This is a genomic window from Paenibacillus sp. Lou8.1, assembly GCF_024213565.1.
Classification (GTDB): Bacteria; Bacillota; Bacilli; order Paenibacillales; family Paenibacillaceae; genus Paenibacillus; species Paenibacillus polymyxa_B.
Map to the genome: position 1 here is coordinate 129831 of NZ_JANAVN010000008.1, position 23770 is coordinate 153600.

The 23770-nt window shown below is 46.5% G+C and carries 25 protein-coding genes; 17 read left to right on the forward strand and 8 right to left on the reverse strand.

What is annotated here, in order from left to right; all coding sequences use genetic code 11:
* Nucleotides 1–23 precede the first annotated feature (23 nt).
* Nucleotides 24–443 carry an arsenate reductase (thioredoxin) gene (gene arsC, locus NLX78_RS13125; protein ID WP_061828947.1) on the forward strand — a complete coding sequence of 140 codons (420 nt, stop codon included), beginning with the start codon at nt 24–26 and terminating at the stop codon, nt 441–443.
* A 41-nt stretch (nt 444–484) separates the two neighbouring features.
* On the opposite strand, the gene NLX78_RS13130 is transcribed toward arsC, so the two are convergent.
* Nucleotides 485–880 (reverse strand): winged helix-turn-helix transcriptional regulator, encoded by a 396-nt coding sequence (locus NLX78_RS13130; RefSeq protein WP_013373192.1) that lies wholly within the window; start codon nt 878–880, stop codon nt 485–487.
* Nucleotides 881–1042: 162 nt separating this feature from the next.
* Here NLX78_RS13130 and NLX78_RS13135 point away from each other — a divergent pair, with 162 nt between their 5' ends.
* Complete coding sequence (locus tag NLX78_RS13135) at nt 1043–1603, forward strand: NAD(P)H oxidoreductase (RefSeq protein WP_254350636.1); 561 nt, start codon at nt 1043–1045, stop codon at nt 1601–1603.
* A 96-nt stretch (nt 1604–1699) separates the two neighbouring features.
* Here the strand turns inward: NLX78_RS13135 and NLX78_RS13140 are convergent, their stop codons facing one another.
* The 3 genes from NLX78_RS13140 to NLX78_RS13150 all read right to left on the reverse strand — a co-directional run bounded on the left by NLX78_RS13140 (nt 1700) and on the right by NLX78_RS13150 (nt 4925).
* On the reverse strand, nt 1700–2950 hold the full coding sequence (locus tag NLX78_RS13140) for an ABC transporter permease (RefSeq protein ID WP_254350637.1): 1251 nt from the start codon (nt 2948–2950) through the stop codon (nt 1700–1702).
* Nucleotides 2934–4253: an HlyD family secretion protein gene (locus NLX78_RS13145; RefSeq protein WP_039273894.1), complete on the reverse strand. Its 1320-nt coding sequence runs from the start codon at nt 4251–4253 to the stop codon at nt 2934–2936. Before NLX78_RS13145 ends, NLX78_RS13140 begins: the two co-directional genes overlap by 17 nt.
* Nucleotides 4254–4391: 138 nt before the next feature.
* Entirely contained in the window at nt 4392–4925 is a 534-nt protein-coding gene (locus NLX78_RS13150) for a MarR family winged helix-turn-helix transcriptional regulator (protein WP_069290448.1), read from the reverse strand.
* A gap of 238 nt (nt 4926–5163) precedes the next feature.
* Here NLX78_RS13150 and NLX78_RS13155 point away from each other — a divergent pair, with 238 nt between their 5' ends.
* Nucleotides 5164–6339, forward strand: coding sequence for an alanyl-tRNA editing protein (locus tag NLX78_RS13155; protein ID WP_254350638.1), 1176 nt, complete (start codon nt 5164–5166; stop codon nt 6337–6339).
* Between the two features lie 12 nt (nt 6340–6351).
* On the opposite strand, the gene NLX78_RS13160 is transcribed toward NLX78_RS13155, so the two are convergent.
* Nucleotides 6352–7053, reverse strand: a complete 702-nt coding sequence (locus NLX78_RS13160; protein WP_367988144.1) for a YoaK family protein — start codon at nt 7051–7053, stop codon at nt 6352–6354.
* A 196-nt stretch (nt 7054–7249) separates the two neighbouring features.
* A complete protein-coding gene (locus NLX78_RS13165) occupies nt 7250–7768 on the reverse strand; it encodes a DJ-1/PfpI family protein (protein ID WP_165179278.1) in 519 nt (172 codons plus the stop codon).
* A 149-nt stretch (nt 7769–7917) separates the two neighbouring features.
* Between NLX78_RS13165 and NLX78_RS13170 the strand changes: the two genes are divergently transcribed.
* Entirely contained in the window at nt 7918–8310 is a 393-nt protein-coding gene (locus NLX78_RS13170) for a winged helix-turn-helix transcriptional regulator (protein WP_039273904.1), read from the forward strand.
* Between the two features lie 138 nt (nt 8311–8448).
* Here NLX78_RS13170 and NLX78_RS13175 read toward each other — a convergent pair whose 3' ends face one another.
* The gene (locus NLX78_RS13175) at nt 8449–8784 is read right to left on the reverse strand and encodes a winged helix-turn-helix transcriptional regulator (RefSeq protein ID WP_250260376.1); all 336 of its coding nucleotides are present in this window, start codon (nt 8782–8784) and stop codon (nt 8449–8451) included.
* A gap of 251 nt (nt 8785–9035) precedes the next feature.
* Here NLX78_RS13175 and NLX78_RS13180 point away from each other — a divergent pair, with 251 nt between their 5' ends.
* From NLX78_RS13180 to NLX78_RS13210, 7 genes are all read left to right on the forward strand, one after another.
* Nucleotides 9036–10133, forward strand: a complete 1098-nt coding sequence (locus NLX78_RS13180; protein ID WP_254350639.1) for an FAD-dependent monooxygenase — start codon at nt 9036–9038, stop codon at nt 10131–10133.
* Between the two features lie 81 nt (nt 10134–10214).
* Nucleotides 10215–10979 carry a GTP cyclohydrolase II gene (locus NLX78_RS13185; RefSeq protein WP_254350640.1) on the forward strand — a complete coding sequence of 255 codons (765 nt, stop codon included), beginning with the start codon at nt 10215–10217 and terminating at the stop codon, nt 10977–10979.
* Nucleotides 10976–12076: a bifunctional diaminohydroxyphosphoribosylaminopyrimidine deaminase/5-amino-6-(5-phosphoribosylamino)uracil reductase RibD gene (gene ribD, locus NLX78_RS13190; RefSeq protein WP_254350641.1), complete on the forward strand. Its 1101-nt coding sequence runs from the start codon at nt 10976–10978 to the stop codon at nt 12074–12076. The genes NLX78_RS13185 and ribD overlap by 4 nt, the downstream gene beginning before the upstream one ends.
* The gene (locus NLX78_RS13195) at nt 12060–12332 is read left to right on the forward strand and encodes a hypothetical protein (protein WP_254350642.1); all 273 of its coding nucleotides are present in this window, start codon (nt 12060–12062) and stop codon (nt 12330–12332) included. The genes ribD and NLX78_RS13195 overlap by 17 nt, the downstream gene beginning before the upstream one ends.
* A gap of 318 nt (nt 12333–12650) precedes the next feature.
* Nucleotides 12651–15569 carry a glycosyl hydrolase gene (locus tag NLX78_RS13200; protein WP_254350643.1) on the forward strand — a complete coding sequence of 973 codons (2919 nt, stop codon included), beginning with the start codon at nt 12651–12653 and terminating at the stop codon, nt 15567–15569.
* Between the two features lie 359 nt (nt 15570–15928).
* Nucleotides 15929–16225, forward strand: a complete 297-nt coding sequence (locus NLX78_RS13205; RefSeq protein WP_254350644.1) for a hypothetical protein — start codon at nt 15929–15931, stop codon at nt 16223–16225.
* 174 nt (nt 16226–16399) lie between these two features.
* The gene (locus NLX78_RS13210) at nt 16400–17518 is read left to right on the forward strand and encodes a slipin family protein (protein ID WP_254350645.1); all 1119 of its coding nucleotides are present in this window, start codon (nt 16400–16402) and stop codon (nt 17516–17518) included.
* 60 nt (nt 17519–17578) lie between these two features.
* On the opposite strand, the gene NLX78_RS13215 is transcribed toward NLX78_RS13210, so the two are convergent.
* The gene (locus NLX78_RS13215; protein ID WP_039273916.1) at nt 17579–17992 is read right to left on the reverse strand and encodes a chemotaxis protein CheW; all 414 of its coding nucleotides are present in this window, start codon (nt 17990–17992) and stop codon (nt 17579–17581) included.
* A gap of 275 nt (nt 17993–18267) precedes the next feature.
* Between NLX78_RS13215 and NLX78_RS13220 the strand changes: the two genes are divergently transcribed.
* From NLX78_RS13220 to deoD, 6 genes are all read left to right on the forward strand, one after another.
* On the forward strand, nt 18268–19203 hold the full coding sequence (locus tag NLX78_RS13220; protein WP_023990386.1) for a DNA-binding transcriptional repressor DeoR: 936 nt from the start codon (nt 18268–18270) through the stop codon (nt 19201–19203).
* 208 nt (nt 19204–19411) lie between these two features.
* Entirely contained in the window at nt 19412–20074 is a 663-nt protein-coding gene (gene deoC, locus NLX78_RS13225) for a deoxyribose-phosphate aldolase (protein ID WP_134903747.1), read from the forward strand.
* Nucleotides 20075–20104: 30 nt separating this feature from the next.
* A complete protein-coding gene (locus NLX78_RS13230) occupies nt 20105–20500 on the forward strand; it encodes a cytidine deaminase (RefSeq protein ID WP_254350646.1) in 396 nt (131 codons plus the stop codon).
* A gap of 75 nt (nt 20501–20575) precedes the next feature.
* Nucleotides 20576–21754 carry a NupC/NupG family nucleoside CNT transporter gene (locus NLX78_RS13235; protein ID WP_235306383.1) on the forward strand — a complete coding sequence of 393 codons (1179 nt, stop codon included), beginning with the start codon at nt 20576–20578 and terminating at the stop codon, nt 21752–21754.
* A gap of 29 nt (nt 21755–21783) precedes the next feature.
* Nucleotides 21784–22968, forward strand: a complete 1185-nt coding sequence (deoB, locus tag NLX78_RS13240) for a phosphopentomutase (protein ID WP_190298005.1) — start codon at nt 21784–21786, stop codon at nt 22966–22968.
* A gap of 88 nt (nt 22969–23056) precedes the next feature.
* Nucleotides 23057–23764, forward strand: a complete 708-nt coding sequence (deoD, locus tag NLX78_RS13245) for a purine-nucleoside phosphorylase (protein WP_254350647.1) — start codon at nt 23057–23059, stop codon at nt 23762–23764.
* Nucleotides 23765–23770 lie beyond the last annotated feature (6 nt).

Genomic DNA, 23770 nt, shown 5'->3' on the forward strand with positions numbered 1-23770 from the left:
GAACATTGAAGGAGACGGTAATGATGGAAAAGAAGACAATTTACTTTTTATGCACTGGTAATTCTTGTCGCAGTCAAATGGCAGAAGGCTGGGCCAAAAAATACTTGGGAGACCGTTGGAATGTATACAGTGCGGGCATTGAGGCACACGGCCTTAACCCTAAAGCGGTGCAAGCGATGAATGAAATAGGGATCGATATCTCCGGACAAACTTCAGATATTATAGATCCTGCTTTGCTGAACAGCGCGGATTTGGTTGTGACCTTGTGCGGAGATGCTGCAGATAAATGTCCTATCACACCTCCGCACGTTCGTCGTGAACATTGGGGATTTGATGATCCGGCTAAAGCACAAGGAACAGAAGAAGAGAAATGGAGCGTGTTCCAGCGTGTACGGGATGAAGTCGGGGCTCGTATTCGGAAATTTGCGGAGACTGGTGAATAAACAAGGTGCACAGCTATAGTATTTCAAACAAGCACGCCTCCTTAAAGAGGTGGTGCTTGTTTGGCGTTTTTTTCCTTCACAGAATACTCTTCCAGCACCTTTGTTTTATCTCCATAGATCCTATCCAAATGATCTTCTCCCCATAAACAAAAACGATCAAGCAGATCTTTAAAATCCCATCCATATTCACTAAGCTCGTACTCCACTTTGGGTGGAACCTGGTTATAAATGATGCGGTGGATGATTCCATCCTTTTCAAGCTCTCTAAGCTGTTGGGTAAGCACTTTTTGGGTGATTTTCGGAATGAGTTGACGAAGTTCGTATGTACGTTTTCTGCCGCTGGTTAAATGATGCAGGATGATGCCCTTCCACTTTCCACTGATGACCTCCAAAGTTGCCTCGATCCCGAGCATATAGGTTTTGGCTTTGTCTTCCATAGACTTTCCCCCTCTCCGATCTGTAGTACAAAAGGCACTAAGGAACCTTAAAGTACCTACAGTACATTGAAGTGCGTACTTCACACTCTAATGTATAACATCCATAATAGCATCTGTAGACAGGGTTCAACAATTATGAGGAGAAAGAAGGTTACGGATAACATGAAAGTTCTATTGGTCGTTACGCATCCTAGAGAGGATTCACTTACCCTTGCAGTCATGAATCGTTTTGTAGAGGGATTGAAGGAGAATAAGCACGAGGTAGATATTTTGGACTTGGATCGGGATGGGTTTAATCCGGTATATAGCGCGGCAGATGAGCTGGATTGGAATACGCATCATAAACAATATGCTCCTGAAACACGGAGAGAGATGGACAGAATTGCTGCTGCGGATGCTCTGGTCTTTGTGTTTCCTCTATGGTGGTACAGTGTGCCTTCCATGCTAAAAGGGTACCTGGATAAAGTGTGGAACATAGGTTTACTTCAGGAATTTACGACGAAGCAGGTGTTGTGGATGTGCTTGGCGGGAGGGACGAAAGAACATCTGATCAAGTATGAATATCACGATTTGGTTACTAATTATTTGAATAAAGCCATTGCTGGTTACGCAAGAGTAAGAGAGTCCAAGGTGGAGTTCTTCTATGATACTTTGTCCGAGTCGAAAGAATACATTGAAGGTTTACTGGAGCACGCTTATCAATTAGGTCGGGCATATAAGTGAATTTTATTCTGATAACAATGGGAAGTTAATATTATTAAAAAAGGGTTAAGGCTCGTTAGACGGCACTTAACCCTTTTTTATTTTACAGACGAGACTCTATCCTTTTATAGGCTCGTGCATAGGTGCTGACGGTGCCCCTTGCATAGATAACCCGCCGCCAGTTGTGTTTGCTGGAACAACGGGATGTGGCGAGCCCTTTTCAGAAGCAGAACCCGCAGTTTGCTTGGCCAGCTTCTGTTTTTCCCACAGGGCCCTGGCGATCACTAGCATGGAGAGTACACCCACATATAGTAACAGAGAACCGAGTTCGGGAAGCATCTCCTGCAAAGGTGCACCACGCAGACCCATGGTGCGCAGGAATTTATACATCCATACAAAGGGGAAGAAATCACCGATTTGAATCGCTAAAGGTGGAAACAGTGATCTGGAAAGAACAGCCCCCGATAGAACAAAAGCAGGCATGAGTATCATCACCATTCTGCCAATGGCTATTCCCGGATGTGCAGCGCCCCATGCAACCAGGACATTGATACAAACGGTACCGAATACATACAGGACAACTGGAATTATAAAGAGAATTGGATTGGCCTCGAAACGGCCTCCTCCAAACACTTTAAGCATCCCGAGAGAGAAGATCAAGCCAGCCGTCGAGAACAGCGTATAAGGAAGCATACGCAGCAGGATGTTGAATGGATTTTGCAGCTCAGCAGCCAGCCTCTTGGAAACCCGGAGTCTGGCGACCAGAGGTAAGCTATTTATATTCAGTATCATAAAAGAGAACATACAAGTGAATGCAAGTATCGTCGTATTCTGATAGTCATTAGTTGGATTAAACAGGGAACGCACTTCCAAGGCGATACCATTGAGGGCCCCTTGAGCCTGTTCTGCGTTCATCCCGGTTTTCAACATAGCTGGAACAGACAATTCCATATTCTCGAAAACGCTAATTTCCTGCATAGCTGTACGAATCGAAGTAATAGATTGAACATTGGTATTATCGAGAATGAGACCCACGCGGCTGGAAAGGGAGCGATTGTGATTATCCTCTAAACCATGCGGCAAGGAAATAACAGCCAAATATTGCTCGTGATAAAAATACTGTTCAGGGTTGTCCGTATACGAAACAATCTCAGCTACGTTCATATACGGGGAAGCATCTATTTTCTGAATGAACTCACGGCTGTAAGCTGTGTTATCTTGATCCACTACTACCACGTTAGCGTCGTTAATTTGGCTGCTTGGGAGCAACAGTGAATACCCCAGTACGGCAATCAACGGGAAGATAATAGCTATGATCGGATACTTGGAGTGAACCAGATACGACCATTCATCACGAAGAGATTTCATTTGTATTCACCTCAACTGTCATGCCTGGTAGCAAAGCTGCTTCTCTTGTTACATATACACGTACCTGGAATGTAGCGGTATCTGCTTCTCCTTTTTCACGGGACATCTTCACATTAGCGAATTGTGGTGCAGCAGTTACATAGCGTACCGTACCTTTCAGGTCCTTATTGAGACCAGAGATATGAGTTTTAATTTCTTGATTGGCCTTGAATTTCCCCGCTTGTTCTTCATTCACATAGAGATCGTAATATAAATCATTGGTTTCCAGGGTAATCACAGGAGCCCCTTGCGCCACATTTTCGCCGACTTTGGTACTAATCGAAGTAACCTTGCCATCCTGTGGTGCTTTTAACACCAGGCGTTCTTTTTTGAGCAGCAACGTTTTAAGCTGAACTTCCTGTGTGTCTTTTTGTTGCTTTAAGAGGTCAATAGCCAGCTTCTGATCTGCCAACTGTTGACGACTCTGCTGAATGGTTTCTAGCTGGGTCTTGGAACGATCGACGGACAATTGGGCACCGCGAATTTCTTCCTCGGCTTGTTTTACCGAAACGGCTGCTTGTGTCGTCTGTTCACTGGCCTGCATACGTTCTTCGGAAGTGGCACCATGAAGTAGTTTTTGAAGAGACTCTTTTTGCTGGCTCAACTGATTTGTCGCTAAAGTCAAAGAGGATTCGGCATCATCCAACGCTGCTTTGGATGCACTTCCTGCATCATAGAGTGCTTTATTACGCTTATAGTTGGTTTGCGCCGTCTGAACGTTTTTGGTAGCGGAGGCTACGGCAATTCGTTGCTGCTGAACATCTTCAGCCCGAGCCCCGTTATTGACCTGTTGTTCCGCAGCAGTGGCTTGACGCTCAGCCGCTTGTGCCCGCTGCAATGCCGCCTGACTTTTACGCTCAGTCACTTGAGCTTGCGCGATATCTAGCTGTGCCTGTTTTTCCTGAGTTGCTGCTCGTGTATACCCTAAATCGATGGATTGTTGTTGTTGGCTGATTTGCGTATTGAACTGGGCGATTTGTGTCCGCAGCTGCTCAATTTGCAGATCCACATCTGTGGAATCCAAAGTCATAAGGACAGTTCCTTTTTTGACCTTCGTTTCTTCTGTTACCGGGATGTTCAGGATTTTGCCTCCTACTTGTTCAAACGATACATGAATGCTATCCGCATTTAGTGTTGTGCCTTTAACGGATCGAGAAGCATTGACTTGATCTTGTCCGTTGGTCTGGAGTAGGAACCCCCCGCCGATAAGACAGGCGATAGAAATGAGAGGGATGATGAGGCTGGTGACTTGTGTGCGATTCATGAGTAATACGCTCCTTAAATTCATAAAATGAGTTAAACAGAGACTCGAATAAATAAATATCCTGGTATGTACATTTTATTTATTCTTTTATTTAATAATTTAAAAGTTAGTCGACTAACTAAAACGCAAAATTAAAACTTATTCTGGTTTTGCTGCTTTATATATCTCTTTTGCTTGAGGGATGCCGCTTTCTATTTTTTGCAGTAACGTCAGGAGCAGCTCTTTTTCATCGGTGGACAGGTGGCTCATCAGTGTGGAAGTGCTTGTAAAATGTATAGGCAGCAGTCTTTCCATCATTTCTGTTCCTTGATCGGTCAGTTTAACAATGCTCATGCGGCGGTCGGAAGGATGAACAGATCGAATAATAAGCCCATCGCGTTCCAGGCGGTCAAGCAGACCGGTAACGGTAGGCTTGCTAACCCCTACTTTCTCCGCAAGCTCTGTAGCCAGCAATCCTGTATGGATGTTGCGGTACAGAAGAATTAATATCGAAAATTTACCATGAGATATACCGAACTTCTCAAAGCCCTCAAAGCTGACTTTAAAAACACTGGAAGATACTCGCATAAAAAATAACATAGCTTCCGTCGCTCTTACATCAATCTCAGGGATACGCACAGAAAATTCTTGTAGCGCCTCACGAGTGGGCAAATCCCGTAAATCAAAATCCATAAGGTTCTCCTTTCTTCTTACAGTATGTTCCAATCGACAAATTAGTTAGCCGACTAATCTTAATCTATTCAAAAATGAATTTCAAGCTAAATTTTGTTAATCGTCATGCGATTTTTCACCATATGGAGGTTGTTCGTGCAATGGTTCAAGCTTTTCCCTACATTGATATTTACAATGAAGTGTTTGATAATAAGTGGATATCGTACGAGACCAAAAACTCAAAAGTGAGGAACCTGGAATGACGACAAAATTATACTACACTGCTCCAAATCTTACGGAGTGGGACACTCATATTACACAGAGCATGGAAAGAGACGGAAAATATTTGGTTATGCTGGAGGAAACGGCATTTTATCCGCAAGGTGGAGGTCAGCCTTGTGATACAGGAACAATTCAGGGCATCCGTGTATTAGATGTTGTTCTTGAGGATGGGGATATTTGGCATCAGGTAGAGCGTTTGCCGGAGGATAGGAAAGTAGCCTGCCGATTGGATTGGGAGCGCAGATTTGATCATATGCAGCAGCATAGCGGGCAGCACTTGCTGTCAGCGGTTTGTCTAGAGTTGTTGGGTGCGCGTACTGAAAGCTTTCATCTGGGACAAGAATATGCCACGATTGATGTGAACTGTTCGGATGTAACGCCTGCGCAGCTATCGGCAATCGAGCAGGAAGTAAATCAGCAAATCTATAGTAATCGCAGCATAAAAAGTTTTTTTGTAACCAGTGAGCAATTGAAGGATATTCCGCTGGTGAAAACGCCCAAAGTGACAGAAAATATTCGGATTGTCGAGATCGAGGGCATTGAATATAATGCTTGCGGCGGCACACATGTAGCTCAGACCGGGGAAATTGGGATCATTAAATGCTTAAAATGGGAGAAGCAGAAGGGGATGGCAAGAATCCATTTCAAATGTGGCGTTCGCGCACTCCAGGATTTTAACGATAGTGTTCAGATATTGGACGTGTTATCTACGAAGTTCAATACCGGGAGAAAAGATATTTTGACCCGATTCGAAAAATGGGAGCAGGAGCATAAGCAGCTTAAGGCGCAAGTGGAGCTCCTACAAGAGGAAAATGCTTCGTACCAGGCGAAAGAGTTGCTATCTGCTGTGCAGGGGCATGTTCTTGCTCATGTATTCGAACAAAAATCCCTTCAGGACATGCAGCAATTGGCTACTAAGCTGACAGCTGAGCATGATCTGCTTGTTTTATTTGCCACAACAGCAGAAAACAAAATCATTCTGGCACATAACGGCACCCAGTCTGTTGCCTGCGGAGCATTTTTGAAAGAAAATCTGGGCGCGTTTCACGGTAAGGGGGGCGGTAGCAACCAATCTGCTCAGGCAGCATTCTCGTCCCGCGAAGACCTTTTGAATTTCTTTGAAACGGCCCAGCGGCAGTTCATTCAGGGCTGATGTAATGGAGGATTAGTGGCGTAGGGGAAGCTTCCACTTTTCCTTTTCTGTAAATAAAATAAAAGAAAAAATAAGTACAACAACAGCGCCCCAAACGGCTTTATCCCCAATTGTCAAAGTTAGAAATCCCCCCAGCAAGGCTCCTACCAAGAAGGCTGCCAGGATAACACCATAACGCATCGCTCGAATGGCAGCGTTCGTGTCCTTGGTCGTTATAGCGACATACACAGCCTCGATAGCTGATCGGAGGTTACCGGTGCTGACCGTGGAGGTGTACGGCACATCAATGAGCTTGCGGAAGGAAGTCATTTGCACGGAAGCGACGAACGAGACGATCACCACCACTACCGTATTGGGGACTTCTTGCGGAATCAGTCCCACGATGAAAAAAATTGCAATTTCCAATAAAATAATTGCGCGGGTCCAGTCCGGAGTTAGACGGTGGGTTGATTTTCGTTTAATCCCTTCAGCAACAAAAACGCCCAGTGAAAAAGCGATCAGGGGTGGGATATAGGATAACGCCTGAATCCAGTGCCCCTGAATGACTTTGACAGCCAGCAGCACGATATTGCCTGTCTGTGCGTTGGCGAAAACACCGCCTCTTCCAACAAAGGTATATGTGTCCAAAAAGCCCCCTACTAATGATAGTAAGGCGCCCAGTCGTAACGATTCGGACGTTACCTGATGTAAATGGATTTTGCCTTTCATAATCACGGCATATAAGCCTCCTATGCTAAACGTCGATTCTTTAAAGCTAACACGAAAATCCAGGACCATACAATTAAATTAGTCACTTTAGCATGAAAATGACACAAAGAAGCCACATCAGGTCCCATACAATAGAAAGGACGTGATGCGGCTTCTTTGGGGATGCTCGTTTTTAGTCCCCACACGGGACTTTAAAGGGTGCTTATCGCAGGGCTTGAACGAGCGCCTCGCCAAATGCCTGTGCGCCATCTGGACCGTCGGCCGTAATAATGTCGCTATGCGCAACGACATGCTGCGCCACATATTCGGCTTGATGCGATTGGAGCTGATCTTTTTGTACATCCACTGGATAGCATGTAGCCGTTCTACCAGAGAGTAGTCCGGTTTGAGCCACAGCTACAGAGCCTGCGCAGATGCCAGCCAATAAAGTCTTTTGCTCATGAGTTTGTTTTAGCAGAGCTTGGAGATCCGCGTTATTCCACAGATGGTCATTCGTACCTGATCCGCCGATCACAGATACTACATCATAATCAGCCAGCACAGCGTCTGTAAAAACAAGATCAGCTGTCGCTTTACCGTTGTAGTCACCCGTGATTTCGCCTGTTTTTGTACTAGCTAGCGTCACAGTAACACCTGCTTGCTCCAGTGCTTCCTTGGGTTTAAACAATTCATCCTCATTAAAGCGCTCTGGGGGTATAATAAAAAGAGCTTTTTTACTCATACTTTATTCCTCCTTGAATGTGTAACGTTACCTACTATTGTAGGGTGGCTTCGTCAGGCTGTGAAGAATGCACTTTCAAGTACGGAGGTTACCTGCAGGTTACTATTAGAGTGCAAGACCATGATGGTTTAGAAGGAGTTAGTTGATATATGACTGATACGCTGAGAGAAGAAATACGGGAAAAGATCGTTAACGGAGACTATAACTGCGAAAAGGAACTAACCTTGTCAGTGTTAAGCGGAAAATGGAAGGTCGTCATTTTATGGCATCTGGGTGTGGAAGGAGCGCACCGTTTCAGTGACCTGCAAAGGCTGTTTCCGAAGCTGTCGCATAAAGTGCTGACCAATCAGTTGCGGGAGTTGATGGAGGACGGTATTGTGCACCGGGAAGTGTATCCCGAGGTACCTCCAAAGGTGGAGTATTCGATGACCGAGCTGGGAATGACGATTTTACCCATTGTGGAGATGATGTATGACTGGGGGAAAAAACGGGTGCAATCCATTCGTGAGGAAATGCAACGCAGCGGTGAGGGGAACGTTTAAAGTTCCTTCATATGAAAAATAGAACGCCTTGCACTATGAGTACAAATTGCACTTAGAGCAAAGGCGTTCTTTGGCATGTTAGCAGTCTGTGTGTGTTTATCATGTTAGTTTAGGAAAAATAGCTGTAGCCGATATGGATCATTGCTGTTCAATTGCTGGTAGAACCTCAATCCAGCGTGTAGCCCAGGTACCGATATGGTCAAATAAAGGAGCTAAATCGCGTCCCTTATCCGTAAGTGAGTATTCAATCCGCACGGGCTTCTCAGGGTAAACCGTACGTTGTATGATTCCTTCTTCCTCCAGCTCTTTCAAACGGTCCGAAAGGACCTTTCCACTTAAATTAGGAATTGAATTCTCAATAGCGACGAAACGTTGCGGTCCATTCGTTAGTTGAAATACGATCAACACCGTCCAACGTTTGCTTAGTAGCTCCATAGCTTTTTCAAACCGTGGGCACATCTGCGGAATGTTCATGTGATCACCTCATGCTCTTATTATTAACGATTCACTGTTAAAAGTAAATGATTTTACTTTACATAAATTTATTACTTGACGAAACTGAATGATATAAATATACTTTGTTACATAAAGTAACTTATTGGATTTGATACGGAGCCTTATATGTGAATACTTAAAAATTGAACTTGTTTTGATATGATTAATGATAAAATGAACAGGTACGAACGAATCGTTGTGGTTATGGTTTGGGCGCAGGGGGAAGTCGGATGAAGCTGGAATGTGAAGTGTGTGTAGTTGGGGGAGGACCCGCAGGGACTTTGTTATCCTGTCTACTGGCGGAGCAGGGTGTTTCCACGATATTGGTTGAGCGGCAGAGCTTGCCCGGAAAGGCTTTCCGCGGTGAAATTTTAAATGATGAGGGTCAGGAAGTGATCCAAAAGCATAAGCTGCTCGAACAAATTCATGAGGACTACGTTCTTGCCTCTACAAGAATCGAATATTGGGAGCACCAGCAGCAGGTAAAAACGGTCAAGCCGGGTTCAGTAAATGGTAATGTAGGGGTTCATATTCCACAGCCTCGATTTTTGAAGGCTCTGCTCAAGCAGGCGTCAACCTACGAGTCCTTCCGTTACCTGGCGGGTACAACGGTGACTGCGTTGGAAGGTAACAGCGAAAAGGGCTACACGGGCTTGAGCGCCCGAGATAAGAACGGTCATGAGATCACGATTGACAGTTCGTTGATTGTAGGGGCAGACGGTCGCTATTCAACTGTGCGCAAGCTGGCTCAGATGCCTGTGACGAACATTCGACACGGCTATGACCTGCTATGGGCGAAAATCACAGCACCTGCTGGGTGGGAGCCCGTCACTCGTCTGGCACGAGTCAACGGAGGGCAGTTGGCTTTATTCTCGCAGGCTGAGGGCTATATTCAAATTGGCTGGAATGTGGAGGAAGGTAGCTTTTCAACCCTGTTTAAGCAATCCTTTGAACCATTTATACAACTGTTTACCGAGGCTTTTCCAGATTTGAAGCATAGTGTGCATGATCACATTCGTTCATGGAAGGACTTCGTACCGTTGGATATTTTCAGCAGCCGCAGTGACACCTGGACGCAGAACGGACTGGTCCTTATTGGAGATGCGGCGCATACCATGACACCTACCGGAGCTTTTGGCTTGAATGCAGCTTTGAAGGATGCCGATGTGCTAGCCAGTGAGCTTCTTCGTTTACGACAGAAGAGCTATACCGCAGGAGACCTAAAGGCGTTCCAAGACGGACGACGACAGGCTGTCACCGAGCTTCAGGAACGGCAGCTGACGATGGAATCCACGTTTCATGAACATTTCTTACACATAGTTCAATGATTTATACCCTGACAATAACGATTAGCCTTTGAAGAATAGGCATTTTCTATATAGAGTTCATATAAAGGATGGTGCAGATAGATGAACCAAAAAGATGTAGCTACGCTACTTAACGATAAAATTCAAACCGTTCGTGGAGAGCAATCTTCGACGATTTTGGTAGGACCGATCAAGCTGCCAGTTAATTTGGAAGGAGAAACGGTTGTTTTTCAGTGGTACTGCTGGTTGCCCGTACGGGATGAGGAAGATCGTCAGGACTTACTTAATGCCACTGCTGAGACGATTGTGAAGCGATTGTCCACACTGGATTTGGCAGAGGGACAACAGTCAAGCGTTTTGGTGTATGGCGATCTTGAACAGTCGGAAAATGCATTAGTTCGCATGCATAGTATTTGCCATACTGGAGATATTTTTGGTAGCAAGCGTTGTGATTGCGGATTTCAACTCCACCAGTCCATGAAAATGATTGTGGAACATGGAACGGGTGCGTTGTTCTATCTGGCTAACCATGAAGGCCGCGGAATCGGTTTGTTTAGTAAAGCAATGGCTTATATTCTGCAGGAAGAAGGCATGGATACTGTCGAAGCCAATCATCAATTGGGTTTTGAAGATGATACACGCAACTATGCGGATGCCATTAGTGTGCTCCGTCACCTGAGACAAAAACCGGTAACTTTGATTACAAATAATCCTAAAAAAATGGATGCTTTGAAGAAGTCGGGTATGAATGTGGCCGGTCGCATGCCGCTCTGGGGCGATGTGTCGCAATATAATGAACGGTATTTGAATACAAAAGTGGAACGATCCGGCCATTTGCGGGATTCCGATCTCAGGGAGGTTCTATGACCACTCACGAAAAATATATGCGCCTGGCACTGGAAAATGCCAGAAGTGCTAAAGGGCAAACAGAACCGAATCCGCTCGTCGGATCAGTCATTGTCAACAACGGTCGTATCGTTGGGATCGGCGCTCATCTGAAGCCCGGCGAGCCACATGCCGAGATTCATGCGTTGCGTATGGCGGGTGAACACGCTCAGGGAGCGACGATTTACGTAACGCTGGAGCCGTGTTCCCATCACGGCCGGACAGGCCCGTGCGCGGAAGCGATTGTGAAGGCTGGCATTCGTCGAGTGGTGATTGCAGCGCTGGACCCGAACCCGCTGGTTTCCGGCAGAGGGGTACAGATTTTGAAAGATGCGGGCATTGAGGTCATTGTCGGAGTATGTGAGCAGGAATCCATCCGCATGAATGAAGTGTTCAATCAATATATCGTGAGCAAGCGTCCTTTTATTACGATCAAATCGGCAGTAACGCTGGACGGTAAAATTGCGACCCGGACCTCGGAAAGCAAGTGGATTACATCTGAGGCTGCACGGGAGGATGTGCATCGTCTTCGTAACGAGCATGTGGGAATCCTGGTCGGTGTACAGACGGTGATTCACGATAATCCTCAGCTTACGACTCGTCTACCAGAAGGACGGAATCCGATTCGTATCATTTTGGATAGCAAGCTTCGAATTCCATTGGATGCCCGTGTCATTACAGATGGGGAGGCACCTACCTGGATATTCACAGGACGCGTTTATGATGAAGGCAAGCGTAGCCAGTTGGAACAGCTTGGTGTGAGGATATATCCGACTCAGGATGAAAACAGCGATCGGGTGAACCTGCCGCAAATGCTGGATATTCTGGGTGCAGCGGAGGTGTCATCGGTGTTCGTGGAAGGCGGAGCCGAGGTGAACGCTTCGTTCGTGCAGCAAGGGCTGGCAGACAAGCTGGTGCTGTACATTGCACCAAAGCTAGTTGGAGGGCGCGCAGCCCCGGGATTTCTCGGGGGAGAGGGCGTGTCTGCGATGAGCGATGCGGTGGCATTGCAGGATTTGAGCGTAACGCAGGTGGGCGTAGACTGGAAAATAGAAGGGTATTTTGAGCGGGAAAAATGAGTGTTGTTTGCGGGTGAAGAAGGCGCTCCGCGAAGGGGCTGATCTTCCGATCGCTGTTGCAGTGGGATTCTTCGGATTGTATAAGATATTTAAAGGTAAGAATCCCACGGCAAAGGCGAACGCTTACGCTTCTCCAGATTCAACTCCTTCGCTCCGCCACTGCCCGCCGCAAAGTCACTCTTTTTCCGAAATGGCGTGGAGCATGGGAAAGGCAAAAGCTCAAAAGCTCATATACTTAAAAGAACAGAGAATCTGAAGGGCTAAAAGGCCTGGAGGATTCTTTTTTTTATATGCTAAACGTTTATTAGGGTGAATGGTTAATGGGATGAATAACTCATAGGGTGAATGTCTAATGGGGTGAATTCGAGATAACATAATTACGCATGCTTGGGTTTTTCGTCCTGGTTTCTTATGTATTCTTAGAGACTTTCGCCTCGTTTAGTTAGAATATAGAAATAAAAGGATTGACCTGGAAATTGAGATCGAGCACAATGAAGTTGAATTCAACTTGGAAGAGAGAAGGGAAAAGCCTTGCAGTGAAAGGGATTAGAGAAATCAAAGGAGGATGTAGGTTGTGAAAAAAACGATATTATGCTTGTTAAGTGCCAGTCTGATATTTTTAGCTGCACCAGTTTCTACTAAAGCCTTTTCGGGTGAGGTCACACAAGGCGCTGGCTCATATTCAACCACACTACCTACCGGAGCAGCAACACCGCAAAACGAGATTTACAAAACAGCGAATGTAACCAGCCCAATGCCTACCAATGACTGGTGGAGCAGTCTGGCGTGGGTACCGTACTCGGAGGCTCAATATCCGCATCCCCTTGCCTTGAAAAATCAGCAAAACGGTTTACGCATCTTTAACCCGAGTGGGAAAATTACGGTAAATCCGGGATACATCGCAGGCTGGATGGATGATGTGAACGATTTTACCGTCGGTCATTCTGTAAGCGCTTCATTTCCTGATGCCAAGGTGGACGGTTTCAGCGACTGGTTTGTCAAATCATTATTTCAAAGCGGCAGCAATAAAATGAGTGCTACCTATGGACACGGCTCCCCCTATGTTTTTTTTGAGTTTGGCGGTGGCAATCCCAAGCTTTCATTTAATGGGGTGCCAGAGGTTTGGTCTGGGTCAGCTAGTTCCCCTGTGCTTGGAATTACGGTTAATGGCTCACACTATGGTCTGTTTGCTCCTTCAGGCAGCACTTGGTCTGGCCTCGGAACGAGTACTCTGATCAATCAATTGAACGGGAAAAACTATTTTACAGTGGCGGCTTTGCCTGACAAAACAAAAGCGACATTGGACAAGTTTCAGCAATACGCTTATTCTTTCGTTACAAACTCCAAAGCACAGTACAGCTATAACGAAGCCTCTTCCGAGGTAACGACCACCTTTAACGTTGCAACCACAGCGAAAGAAGGCACACAAAGCGGCACTATTTTTGCCTTATACCCGCATCAGTGGAAAAATTCATCACAACCCCTGCTAGGCTATACGTACAATTCTGTACGTGGTCTGATGAAAACAGCAGAGGGTGCTTCTTTTCAAACGAAAATGAAATTTACAGGGGTACTGCCTTCCCTGCCCGACTTGGGGTCCTACGATAAAAATACGCTCAACAATTATATAAACGAAGCGAAAGCAGAAGTCTACTCCGGCGATAGAGATACGTACTGGACTGGAAAACGTCTGGGCAAGCTGGCAGCACTGGCGCCGATTGCCGACCAGGCTGGCAATACCTCAGCAGCGACCCAGTTCCGCAATGAGATCAAAAGCCGGCTGCAGGACTGGTTTAAGGCTAGTGACAACTCGGGGAATCTGAAAAGCTCCAGTCTATTTGTGTATAACAACCATTGGGGGACATTGATCGGTTATCCTGACAGCTTTGGTAGTGCGGTAGAATTAAATGACCATCACTTCCATTATGGCTACTTTATTAAGGCTGCGGCCGAAATTGCACGTGTGGACAAGAACTGGGCATCCGATTCCCAATGGGGACAAATGGTGCAGCTGCTCATTCGCGACATTGCCAATACCGACAGGTCTGATTCAAAATTTCCGTATTTGCGTAATTTTGATCCCTATGCCGGGCACACCTGGGCTTCCGGCCATGCCAAATTTGGCGACGGCAACAACAATGAATCCTCCTCGGAGGCGATGAATGCTTGGGCCGGTCTTATTTTATGGGGCGAGGCGACGGGAAATACTCAAACTCGTGATCTCGGCATCTATCTATACACAACGGAAATGAATGCCATTAACGAATACTGGTTTGATGTGCATGGCACAAACACTCCTGCAGGGATGCAAAGCGCGACGGCAAGCATGATCTGGGGCGGTAAAACGGTAGGGAATGCAACATGGTGGACCGATAATGCCGCAGAGGTGCATGGTATCAACTGGCTCCCGATTACCTCGGCCTCCTTGTATCTGACGCAATATTCGGAGTATGCGGCTAAGAACTATAACGATCTGCTGCGAAAAAGCAGTGGGAACTTCAGTCCATGGGAAGATATTGTGTATATGTACAGAGCAATCTCGAACCCGTCCGATGCCAAGGCGAAATTCAGTGCACGCGTAGCAGCCATGACACCGGAAGCAGGGAATTCCAAGGCGAATGCCTACCACTTGATCTACAATTTGGATGCTTTAGGCAACATCGACCGCAGCATCACCGCTAATTCACCTATTTATGCCGTATTTGATAAAAATGGTGTGAAAACTTATGTGGCCTACAACTTTACAAACCAGGTCAAAACGGTAACCTTCTCAGATGGGCATAGTATTACTGTGCAGCCGAATAGCTTTAATACCGGAAATGGAAGCGGCGGTGGCAATCCGCAGCCTGATACGGAGGCTCCATCCATCCCGGCGAATGTTCGAGCTACGACCAAAACGGCTTCGGTAGTCACTCTGGAGTGGGATGCAGCTACAGACAATGTTGGCGTTACGGGTTATATCCTTTATAAGGACGGGGCTCAGGCAGCAGAGGTAAGTGGTACTTCCGCTTCAATTACAGGGCTGAGTGCAGCTTCCACTTACAGCTTTACCGTTAAGGCTCGCGATGCAGCGGGCAACCTATCTGCAGCAAGCAATTCCGTAGAGGTAACGACAGAGCCAGCATCTGGTGGTAATGAGGGTGGCGGAGAAACGGAAGATTATAAAGTAGGAGCTCGCTTTGTTAGCGATCGTGAAGCATTGCTTCAATTTACACCCAAAACAGCCTCAGCCTATGTTGACGTGCATTATACTTTAACGGGTGGACAACAGCTCAATTACCGGATGACAAACAACGGCGGTGTCTGGGAGCAGCGGGTTACAGACCTCGATATCGGGAAGGCTGTCAGCTATTGGTTTACCTATGAAAAGGCGGGATTGCAATACGAGACCCCTTCATTCAGCTATACACACCAGCAGACTGCTTCTACAACGACAGACGTTCCACAACTTCCACTACCGAGCGTTGATCCCGTTTTCGAAAAAACATCCTAGTGGATCAGGCCTAAGATACGAACGCGACAGTTAATTATAGAAAGAAAGACACAAGGGAAGCACATACGCTTCTCCTGTGTCTTTTTTTTTATAGGGTCGTAATACTTTCGCCATGTTCGTGAGTTCCAGGTTGCGCGATAATGATAAAGGCTGATACAGGAAGATATTACCGAGGCGTGGATTTCCAAAGGTCCCGCAGTGCCTACCCTGATGGGGTCAGGTATCCTGTAAATCTGATGTATCTATCAACAATTAGGGTTCAATTCCCAATCGCCTTCCACGCGACTTCTGAGAGTATTCGAATGATCGAATAAAAACAATGAAAAGACCCGGATGAGAGCATCCCATGTCTGGTCTCGATGACAGATACCGGGACGATGGCTATGCGTCCAGCGGATACCGGAGAGAGCAAGCGCCGACAGGCTCCGAAGCTTCGAGAGATGCGAGTTCACAGTCGAAGTCGGACTGCTGGACACCATCTTAGGAACACGGGAACAGGCGGTATCTTCCTTTTTCCTCAAGCTTGGCCCCGCCGTCCACACCGGAGGGATGCTCTGCAAGGGTCACTAACCCTACTACAACAAATAAAAATAAAAAATCCTCTTTTTAAAAGTGTGTTGATTTTAAGGCGGGCAGCAGCGGAGCGGACCATTTGAATCTGAAGAAGCGAAGCGTTCGCCTTTGCCACTGAATTTTAACCCTTTAACGGGTTCATCCATTCTAAAAATTCAGTGGCAACAGCGATCGGAAGATCAAATGGACCGCGGAGCCGCCACACATAGAAAGAAGCATACTTTTAAGTGGAGGATTTTAATACTAGGAGTGATACGATGTTTAAGAAGATAACGATTAAATCTGATGAGCGCGGGCTGCTGTTCAAAAAAGGAAGCTACCACAAGTTGTTGCACCCAGGAACTTACCTATTGAAGACATTTCAGCAGGAAGCAGTTGAAATTTTGAATGTAGCCGAACCATTTTTTGTACCGGATCATGATATTCGTTTGTTTTTGACAGATCCCCTATTGCTTGAACAATTGAATGTCATCGATGTAGAGGACCATGAATATGTATTGCATTATGAGGATAATCGGTTTGTGGAGCTTCTGACGGCTGGGAAATATGCTTTTTGGAACATGCTCAAGGAGCATCGTTTTGTTCGTGCAGATACTCGGCAGCCTGCAATTGATAAAGCATTGGGGCAAGCATTCTTGTCCAAGACACCGGGCTTTTGGAAGGCACTTCAGGTGGCCAGCTATGAAATGGGCTTTTTGTATTACGATAATGTGTTGCAGGGTGAGCTGAAACCGGGCAAATATTATTTCTGGATGTCCACGGTGAATACAGAGATCAAAACGATAGATATGCGACAGCAGCAGTTGGACCTGATGGGACAGGAAATCATGACAGAGGACAAAATCACGCTGCGCCTCAACTTTGTCTGTCAGTACCGTATTATCGACCCGTTGCGGGCGTTGGAATTCCGAGCATACGAGGAACAAATGTACATTATGCTTCAACTGCTGCTGCGCGAGTACGTTGGCACGATGAAGCTGGATGATTTGCTGAAAATGAAGCAGGAGATTGCGGAATATGTTTTGACTCGACTAAATGAGCAGAGCGGCGAATATGGAGTGACTTTTACGTCAGCAGGGGTGAAGGATATTATTTTGCCAGGGGATATCAAGGATATTCTCAATACCGTGCTGTTGGCAGAGAAGAAGGCACAGGCCAACCTTATCACACGACGTGAAGAGACGGCATCCACTCGTAGTTTGCTCAATACGGCCAAGCTGATGGACGAGAATGCCACCCTCTATCGTCTTAAAGAACTAGAATTCATGGAAAAAATCTGCGAGAAGATTGGCACGATTTCGCTGACTGGCGGGAATACGTTGCTGGAGCAGCTGAACACGCTGGTTCACATGAAAGAGGCGCAGGGACTCCAATAACGGAAAATACTCCCGAACGATGAGTGCAAGCCGGCTCAAGGTTCGGGAGTATTTTGCGTTTTAGTTCGTCTTGGTGGATGCAAGAAAAGCGTCCATATCGATCACCGGAATGAGGGTACCCTGATGCTCCATCACAGTAGGGAACAACTCGCGCTGCCATTCTTCCTCATTGCTTTGTAGCTGACTGTCCTCGGCAGAAGCCGTGTCCTCCACCTGATCGACAAGCAGAGCAATCTTCGCACGGCTGAGCAAAATCATTTTGTCTTCGGAGGAATCGCTTGATGCAGGAAGAAGCAGTTTTTTGCGTAAATTAAGGATTGTAAAGACACCACCGCGAATAGTTACCATTCCTTCATGCCACGCTTCGGAAAAGGGAAGTGGAGTCCCTTTTTTGGCATTCATGACTTCTTCTACTTCCAGAAAGTTTAAAGCGAACTTTTTGTCCGCCAGACTGCACACAATAAATTCAGACATAGCAATTCTCCTTACATATTCAGATAAGCCATCACAGGTTGTGAATGAGCGGTAAAATGGATTAGCTATTGCGTTTTGACAGATGGAACGATAAAGTTGAGGATGCGTTAAAGTAGTTGTAGTTAATCACAGAATATCACAAACGAGCAGTTAAATCTTCCAAAATAACAACCATACGGCCAAGGCGTGGCTTCAAGTTTCCCTTCATATATAATGATTGGGACTAAAGCTGTGTCCGCTGGCACTACATTTTAAGATAAGCGGGTTGAGGTAGAATGGATCATGAAAAGCAGCGATTAAGTATCGAGGCAGCCAGATTATACTATCTAAACGACTACAGTCAGCAAGATATCGCGGTCAGACTCGGGGTTTCGCGTCCTACGGTATCGCGGTTACTTCAGGCTGCCAAGGAACAGGGATACGTGCGGATCAGTATTGTGGACCCGATGGAGGATATGGACGCGCTCGGAGAGCAGGTGAAGAAGAAGTACGGACTGGATACTGTGTTAGTCTGTTATTCGCCGTTAAATGAATATCAGGAGATTAAGAAGCATATTAGCAAAAAAGCAGCCGATTATTTGCATGAAACGGTACAGGATGCTGATATTATTGGAGTGACATGGGGAACAACAATGCATGCCGTGGCGCTTCATCTCCAACAAAAGCAGGTCAAGGGTGTTGAGGTGGTTCAGCTCAAAGGAGGCGTGAGCCATTCGCATGTCAACACATATGCCGTGGAAACCGTGAATTTGTTCGCAGAAGCCTTTCATACCATAGCAAGGTATTTGCCGCTGCCTGTGATTTTTGACAGTCACGCAGTTAAGAAAATGGTCGAGGAGGATCGGCATATCCAGCGCATCATCGAACTTGGGAAGCAGGCGAACATCGCTGTGTTTACGGTGGGGACGGTCAAGGAGGATGCGTTGCTGTTCCGATTGGGCTATTTTAACGGGGAAGAGCAGAAGCTACTGCAAAGAATTGGCAAGGGCGATATTTGCTCGCGCTTTTTTGACGCTGAGGGCAATATATGCAGTCAGGAAATCAATAGCCGTACCGTCGGGATTGATTTGCCTGATTTGCGAAAGAAGGAGAAGTCCATTCTCGTCGCTGGAGGCCAGCGTAAAGTGGAGGCCATTCGAGCATCGCTGCGTGGCAAGTATGCGAATATTTTGGTGACGGATCAGTTTACGGCTCAAGCACTTTTACAATAGAGCAAGTCGTCTCAACCCAGCAAAATGTACGGTTATGGCGCGTACCTACAGGGTAATATGAATTGTAGGTGACGCCTTGTGCATAAGCTTGAACATAATTTCAAAATGTGTTTTACATATGTTCAAAGCCGTGCTATGATGGTCTCATCACAGAGAAATAAAGAACTTTTGTCTTCACACTATTTATCTAATGAAGGAGCTTTTAGATATGAACATTGCAGCATTAATCGACCATACATTGTTGCGTGCAGATGCGACGAAGGATGAAATTACGAAATTGACTGCCGAGGCCAAAAAATACCAGTTTGCTTCTGTATGTGTGAACCCGGCGTGGGTAGCTTATGCAGCAGAACAGCTCGCAGGCACAGGTGTAGCCATCTGTACAGTTATCGGTTTCCCGCTGGGAGCGAGCACGTCGGCAACGAAAGCATTTGAAACGAAAGATGCTATTGCTAACGGCGCGACTGAAATTGATATGGTTATTAACATAGGCGCTTTGAAGGCACGTGATGTACAGCTCGTCGAGCAGGACATCCGTGCGGTCGTGGAGGCAGCTGCCGGTACACTGGTAAAAGTGATTATCGAAACTTGCTTGCTGACAGACGAAGAGAAGGTACTGGCATGTGAACTGTCCGTCAAAGCGGGAGCGAATTTTGTGAAAACCTCGACAGGCTTCTCAACAGGTGGAGCTACTGCGGAAGATGTGGCTTTGATGCGCAAAACGGTAGGACCTGAGATTGGTGTTAAGGCTTCAGGCGGTGTACGCAGTCTGGAAGACGTGCAAAAATTAGTAGAAGCTGGCGCAAGTCGGATCGGTGCAAGTTCCGGTGTGAAGATCATCGAGGGCGAGCAGTCTACATCTTCCTACTAAGTTTATTTTAAAGTCATGGAGGGATTCGCGATGAAGGATCAATTGATTCAGAAAGCGCTTGAGGCGCGTAAACAGGCATATGTTCCGTATTCGAATTTTCAGGTGGGTGCTGCGGTTCTCGGAAGCGATGGCACGATTTATCACGGATGTAATGTGGAAAATGCCTCCTACGGCTTATGCAATTGTGCAGAGCGGACAGCGATTTTCAAAATGGTATCCGAAGGCTGCCGTCAAATTGATTCGATTGCGATAGTAGCTGATACGGAAGGGCCTGTGTCTCCATGTGGGGCTTGTCGTCAGGTTATTTCCGAATTTGCTCATCAAGATACCAAAATTTATCTGACAAACCTTCATGGCAACACGGAAGAGTGGAAGGTAGATCAATTACTGCCGGGTGCTTTTCGACCTGCGGATCTGGGCAAATAAAAAAAAGAATGCCTCTTTGGAGCGCATTCTTTTTATAGGGAATGTAAGCGCTTAATGTAATGAGGGGGAAATTAAATGAAATATGTAATCGCTCTGGTGGGACTGCTCGTTGTATTTGCACTTACTTACGTTGCCAGCAGTGACAAACGTAAAATCAGGTATCGTCCGCTGATAGTTATGGTTGTTTTGCAAGCAGCGCTTGCTTTCGTATTGTTGCATACAGGAATTGGCGAATTTTTGGTCAAAGGCTTTGCAGAAGGTTTTAATAGTCTTTTGGCATATGCAACTGAAGGGATTAACTTCGTTTTTGGCGGAATTGCGAATGAAGGAGCAGCACCGTTCTTTATCGGTGTACTGCTGCCAATCGTGTTCATATCCGCGCTGATTGGTATCTTGCAATATGTAAAAGTGTTACCTTTTATTATTAAATATATCGGGCTTGTCTTGAGCAAAGTAAACGGAATGGGTAAACTGGAATCCTACAACGCTGTAGCTTCGGCTATCTTGGGTCAATCCGAGGTGTTTATTTCCGTTAAGAAGCAAATTGGTCTGCTGCCAAAACATCGGTTGTATACGCTGTGTGCGTCTGCGATGTCTACAGTGTCCATGTCGATTGTGGGAGCTTACATGCAAATGTTAAATCCCAAATATGTGGTCACAGCTTTGGTATTGAACCTGTTCGGCGGCTTTATTATCGCTTCCATTATTAATCCGTACAAGATTGAGAAGGAAGACGATTTACTGGAGGTTCAGGAGGAAGAGAAGCAGTCCTTCTTCGAAATGCTCGGGGAATATATTATGGACGGTTTCAAGGTTGCTATTACGGTAGCTGCAATGCTGATCGGTTTTGTGGCGCTGATTGCCATGGTTAACGGAATTTTCTCCTGGTTGTTTGGAATCAGCTTTCAGGCGTTGCTTGGATATGTGTTTGCGCCTTTCGCTTTTGTCATGGGTATTCCGTGGAACGAAGCCGTTCAGGCGGGCAGCATTATGGCTACCAAACTCGTATCCAACGAATTCGTGGCCATGCTGGATCTGACCAAGCAAACAGGCTTGTCGGAGCGCACGGTCGGGATCGTATCGGTATTCCTCGTATCCTTTGCTAACTTCTCATCCATCGGTATCATTTCCGGGGCGGTGAAGGGGTTGCATGAAAAACAGGGAAATGTGGTGGCCCGCTTTGGTCTGAAGCTGTTGTACGGGGCAACGCTGGTTAGCGTGCTGTCGGCAACGATTGCAGGGTTGTTTTTGTAAAAAAAACAGCGAGTCAGGAAAGGATTTTTATGATGTCTAAATTCAAACGGATTCACTTGGTGGTTATGGACTCGGTTGGTATCGGCGAAGCGCCGGATGCTGCCCAGTTTGATGATTACGATGTAGATACGCTCGGTCATATTGCCCGCGAACGCGGTGGCCTGAAGATGCCGAATATGGGTAAGCTGGGTCTGTCCAATATTCGTTCCATAGAAGGAGTGGCAGCGGCCGACAAGCCGCTCGCGTATTACACTAAGATGCAGGAAGCGTCCAATGGTAAGGATACGATGACGGGCCATTGGGAAATCATGGGCTTGAACATTGCGGTTCCTTTCCGTGTATTTCCTGATGGGTTCCCGGATGAGCTGATTCAACGCATTGAGGAGCACACAGGTCGCAAAGTTATTGGCAATAAGCCTGCTAGCGGAACGGAAATCATTGATGAACTGGGCGAAGAACACGTGAAAACTGGAGCGCTCATCATCTATACCTCGGCGGACTCTGTGCTGCAAATTGCGGCGCATGAGGAAGTTGTACCTTTGAAGGAGCTCTATGAGATTTGCGAGTTCTGCCGTAAAATCACGCTGGAAGATCCGTACATGCTGGGTCGCATTATTGCACGTCCGTTCGTAGGCGAGGCAGGGAACTTCTCCCGTACCTCCAATCGACATGATTATGCGCTCAAGCCGTTTGGTCGCACCACCATGAACGAGCTGAAGGATGCAGGTCTGGATGTGATCGCCTTGGGTAAAATCTCTGACATTTATGACGGTGAGGGTGTGACGAAGGCTGTGCGTACGGTGTCCAATATGGACGGCATGGATAAGCTGGTGGCTACGCTCGATGAGAATTTCACCGGATTAAGCTTTCTGAATTTGGTGGACTTTGACGCTGTATACGGTCACCGTCGTGATCCGCAGGGATATGGTCAAGCTTTGGACGATTACGATGCGCGTTTGCCAGAAGTTTTTGCCAAAATGACCGATGACGATCTGCTGATCATTACTGCAGATCATGGGAATGACCCGACGTATCGTGGAACGGATCACACCCGCGAATATGTACCTTTGCTGGCATATTCGCCACGTTTTACAGCTGGGGGCAAGGAGCTTGCGGTTCGTAAAACCTTTGCTGATATTGGAGCGACCGTAGCGGATAACTTTGGTGTAAAACTGCCTGAACACGGAACGAGCTTTTTGGCAGAGCTTCAGTAATCAAGGACCAGCAAGAGCAAGCAAGATTACTAGTAACCATATAAATAACGATACAAGCATGGACAAATGGGACGGAGGAATAAAAAACATGAGTGTACACATTGGAGCCAAACCCGGAGAAATTGCAGAAACGATTTTGCTGCCAGGAGACCCGTTACGGGCAAAATTTATTGCTGATACGTATCTGGAGGACGTGATCTGTTACAACGAGGTTCGCGGAATGCTCGGATTCACGGGTACGTACCAAGGGAAACGCCTATCTGTGCAGGGAACCGGGATGGGGCTACCTTCCATCAGTATTTATGTCAACGAACTGATTAGCGAATACGGTGTGAAAAACCTGTTCCGCGTAGGTACATGCGGCGGAATGAAGGAGCATGTGCACGTTCGTGACGTCATTTTGGCACAAGCATCCTGTACGGATTCCGGTATGAACCGCCATATCTTTGGCGGCTACGACTACTCGCCGATTGCCAGCTTCGATCTATTGAAGGGCGCTTATGATCGCGGTGTTGCCAAAGGCTTGAACATGCATGTCGGCAATGTATTTAGCTCAGACAGCTTCTACCGTGATGACAAATCAGTGGTACAAAAGCTGATGGAATACGGCGTGCTGGGTGTAGAGATGGAAACTTCGGCTTTATATACGTTGGCAGCCAAGTTTGGCGTAAACGCACTGACGATTCTGACGGTAAGCGATCATTTGCTGACGGGGGAAGAAACGACCGCAGAAGAACGGCAAACAACCTTTAAAGAAATGATGGAAGTTGCACTGGATACAGCAGTATCTCTGTAAACGATC